This window comes from Salipiger sp. HF18 (assembly GCF_011806505.1).
In the GTDB taxonomy this organism is placed as follows: Bacteria; Pseudomonadota; Alphaproteobacteria; order Rhodobacterales; family Rhodobacteraceae; genus Salipiger; species Salipiger thiooxidans.
The window spans coordinates 1-2905 of the sequence record NZ_JAATOS010000494.1 but is presented as its reverse complement, the minus strand read 5'-3'; the positions used below and the strand labels follow the sequence as shown (position 1 = coordinate 2905).

The 2905-nt window shown below is 67.4% G+C and carries 3 protein-coding genes; 2 read left to right on the top strand and 1 reads right to left on the bottom strand.

Annotated elements, in window-relative coordinates; genetic code table 11:
* Positions 1-83 precede the first annotated feature (83 nt).
* The gene (locus HC022_RS23040) at positions 84-1202 is read right to left on the bottom strand and encodes an extracellular solute-binding protein (protein WP_167453958.1); all 1119 of its coding nucleotides are present in this window, start codon (positions 1200-1202) and stop codon (positions 84-86) included.
* Between the two features lie 311 nt (positions 1203-1513).
* On the opposite strand from HC022_RS23040, the gene HC022_RS23035 reads away from it, so the two are divergent.
* Both HC022_RS23035 and HC022_RS23030 read left to right on the top strand, forming a co-directional pair.
* Entirely contained in the window at positions 1514-1843 is a 330-nt protein-coding gene (locus HC022_RS23035) for an SMR family transporter (RefSeq protein ID WP_167453957.1), read from the top strand.
* 64 nt (positions 1844-1907) lie between these two features.
* Positions 1908-2905, top strand: a 998-nt coding sequence (locus HC022_RS23030) for a GTP-binding protein (protein ID WP_167453956.1), incomplete at its 3' end; no start/stop codon positions are given.

Here is a 2905-nt window from a genome sequence, read left to right as displayed (position 1 = left end):
AAGGCGCCGGGCGCGGAACGCCCGGCGCGCAATACGCGCGGCCGCCGGGGCGCGTGGACGATGCCGCGCGCCCCGTCCGGCAATCAGGCGTTGGTGATGATTTCCGAGAACTCGTTCTGGGTCGGCGCGAGGAACGGCGTCTCGGCCTGCCACCACCACATGTTGCCCAGCACATCCTGGGTGTAGACCTCGTTGAACTGGCGCTTGAACTCTTCGCTGGCGAACTCGGCAGCGCCGGCCACCGCCGAGTTGTAGCCGGTGTTGTTCGAGAACATGCCGCCCACTTCCGGGGTCAGCATGAAGTTCATGAACGCCACGGCCTGGTCCACGTTCTCGGCCTCGCGCATGATGCCGAAGCTGTCGAGCCAGGTGATGATGCCTTCCTTGGGCGCGCGGTAGATGAACTCGGGGTTCTCGCGGTTCAGCAGCAGGCCGGTGGTGTCCCACGTCTGGCCGATGACGCAGCCCGCGTCCTTGAAGGCGGCGGTGGCTTCGGTGGCGTTGTTCCAGAACGCGCCGAAGTGATCCTTGCGCTCGATGATCCACTGGGTGACAGCGCCAAAGACCCGGCGGGCCTCTTCTTCCGACTTGTAGACGTCGAGCATCCGGTTCGAGGGCACCTCGCCGGTGGCGTCGAGGTAGAGACCGATGCCGATCAGCGCCGATTTCTGGCGGAACGCCGACTTGCCCTCGGTGCCGTCCGCGAAGAGATCGCCGTAGGACAGCGTGGCGGGGTCGATGCCTGCGGTGGTGTTGAGCGTCATGCCCTCGGTGCCCCAGTCGAAGGGCAGCACGACCTGCTCGCCGTTGTGCATGCCGCCGAGCGTTGCACTGTCACGCAGGAAGGACGGGATCACCGCGTCGGTGTTCACGCCCGCGGGGAGCGGCATGAAGTAGCTGTTGCCGTCGCTGTCGAGGTAGTTCGGCGCGTTGGTGATCGACGGGAACACCACGTCGAAGCCCTTGCCGCCGGCGGACGAGATGGTCGACTCGGCCTCGTTGTTCGAGCCGAAGGTGGTGAGCTCGAGCGTGATTCCGGTGTCGGCCTCGAACTTCTCGGCGATGTTGGGCTGGATGTAATCCTGCCATGCGAGGACCCTGACGGTGCCCGACGCGGCCAGCGCGTCATGGGCGCGCAGCACCACCGGCGCGGCAACGGCGGTGGCGGACATCTTCAGGGCGGTGCGGCGGGAAATCGTCATCTGGTATCCTCTCTGCTGGAATGCGGGCCACGCGGGGCCCGTCGGATCGCCGGTTAGACCCGGTTCAAGTCACTCTGGTGACACTCTTGTAAACGACGCATGACAGCGCAAGCACGGAATCTCCGGACGCCCGGTTTCGTGACCGGAGGCCGCCCCCCGGCGGTCACCCGCCGGCCCCGCCCCCGCCCCCGCAACCGCCCCGTCCCGCCCCGACCGCCCGCCGCGGCTTTGCCGGCGCGCCGCGGACGAAAGCCTCTGGCATCACGCGACATTTCGGGTCAGGTATGGGCGACCCTCGCCCGGAGCCCCCCATGCCCTACCTTGTCCTCGCCCTCGCCGTGCTGGCCGAGACCATCGGCACCGCCGCCCTGCAGGCGAGCCAGCAGTTCACCCGCCTCGTGCCCTCGGTGATCGTCGTGGTCGCCTACGCGCTGGCGTTCTGGCTGTTGTCGATCGCCCTCAAGAGCTTCCCCGTCGGCATCGCCTACGCGCTCTGGTCCGGGCTCGGCATCGTCTTCATCGCGATCATCGGGCTGGTGATCTTCGGACAGCGGCTGGATCTGCCCGCGGTCCTCGGGATCGGGCTGATCCTTGCCGGCATCCTCGTGATCAACCTGTTTTCCTCCACGTCCGGACATTAAAGGGCTGGCCTTTTGGCCCCCATGACGCTAGGCGATCCCGCGAAACTCCCTAAAAGGCACTCCCATGGACCTTCGCAACATCGCGATCATCGCCCACGTGGACCACGGCAAGACCACCCTCGTCGACGAACTCCTCAAACAGTCCGGCGCGTTCCGCGAGAACCAGGCCGTGGCCGAGCGCGCGATGGACAGCAACGACCTCGAGCGCGAGCGCGGCATCACCATCTTCGCCAAGCCGACCTCGGTCGAGTGGAAGGGCACGCGCATCAACATCGTGGACACCCCCGGCCACGCCGACTTCGGCGGCGAGGTCGAGCGCATCCTGAGCATGGTGGACGGCGTGGTGCTGCTGGTGGACGCGGCCGAGGGCCCGATGCCGCAGACCAAGTTCGTGACCTCCAAGGCGCTGCGCCTCGGCCTGCGCCCGATCGTGGTTCTGAACAAGGTCGACAAGCCCGACGCCGAGCCCGACCGCGCGCTCGACGAATGCTTCGACCTCTTCGCCTCGCTCGACGCGAACGAGGACCAGCTCGACTTCCCGCACATGTACGCCTCGGGCCGCAACGGCTGGGCCGATGCCGAACTCGACGGGCCGCGCAAGGATCTCTCGGCGCTGTTCAACCTCATCGTGAACCACGTGCCGGCGCCGAAGCAGATCAAGCACCAGGACGACGACTTCCGCATGCTGGCAACCACGCTGGGCTCGGATCCCTTCGTCGGCCGCCTGCTGACGGGCCGCATCGAGACCGGCCGCGTCAAGGTCGGCCAGACGGTGCAGGCGATCAGCCGCATCGGCCAGAAGATCGAGCAGTTCCGCGTCACCCGCGTGCAGGCCTTCCGCGGCCTCGCCCAGGCCGACATCGACGAGGGTCTTGCGGGCGACATCGTCAGCCTCGCCGGCATGTCGAAGGCCACCGTGGCCGACACCATCTGCGCACTGGCCGTGGACACGCCGCTCGACGCCCAGCCCATCGACCCGCCGACTATCACCGTGACCTTCGGCATCAACGACAGCCCGCTGGCCGGCCGTGCCGGCAAGACGGTACAGTCGCGCGTGATCCG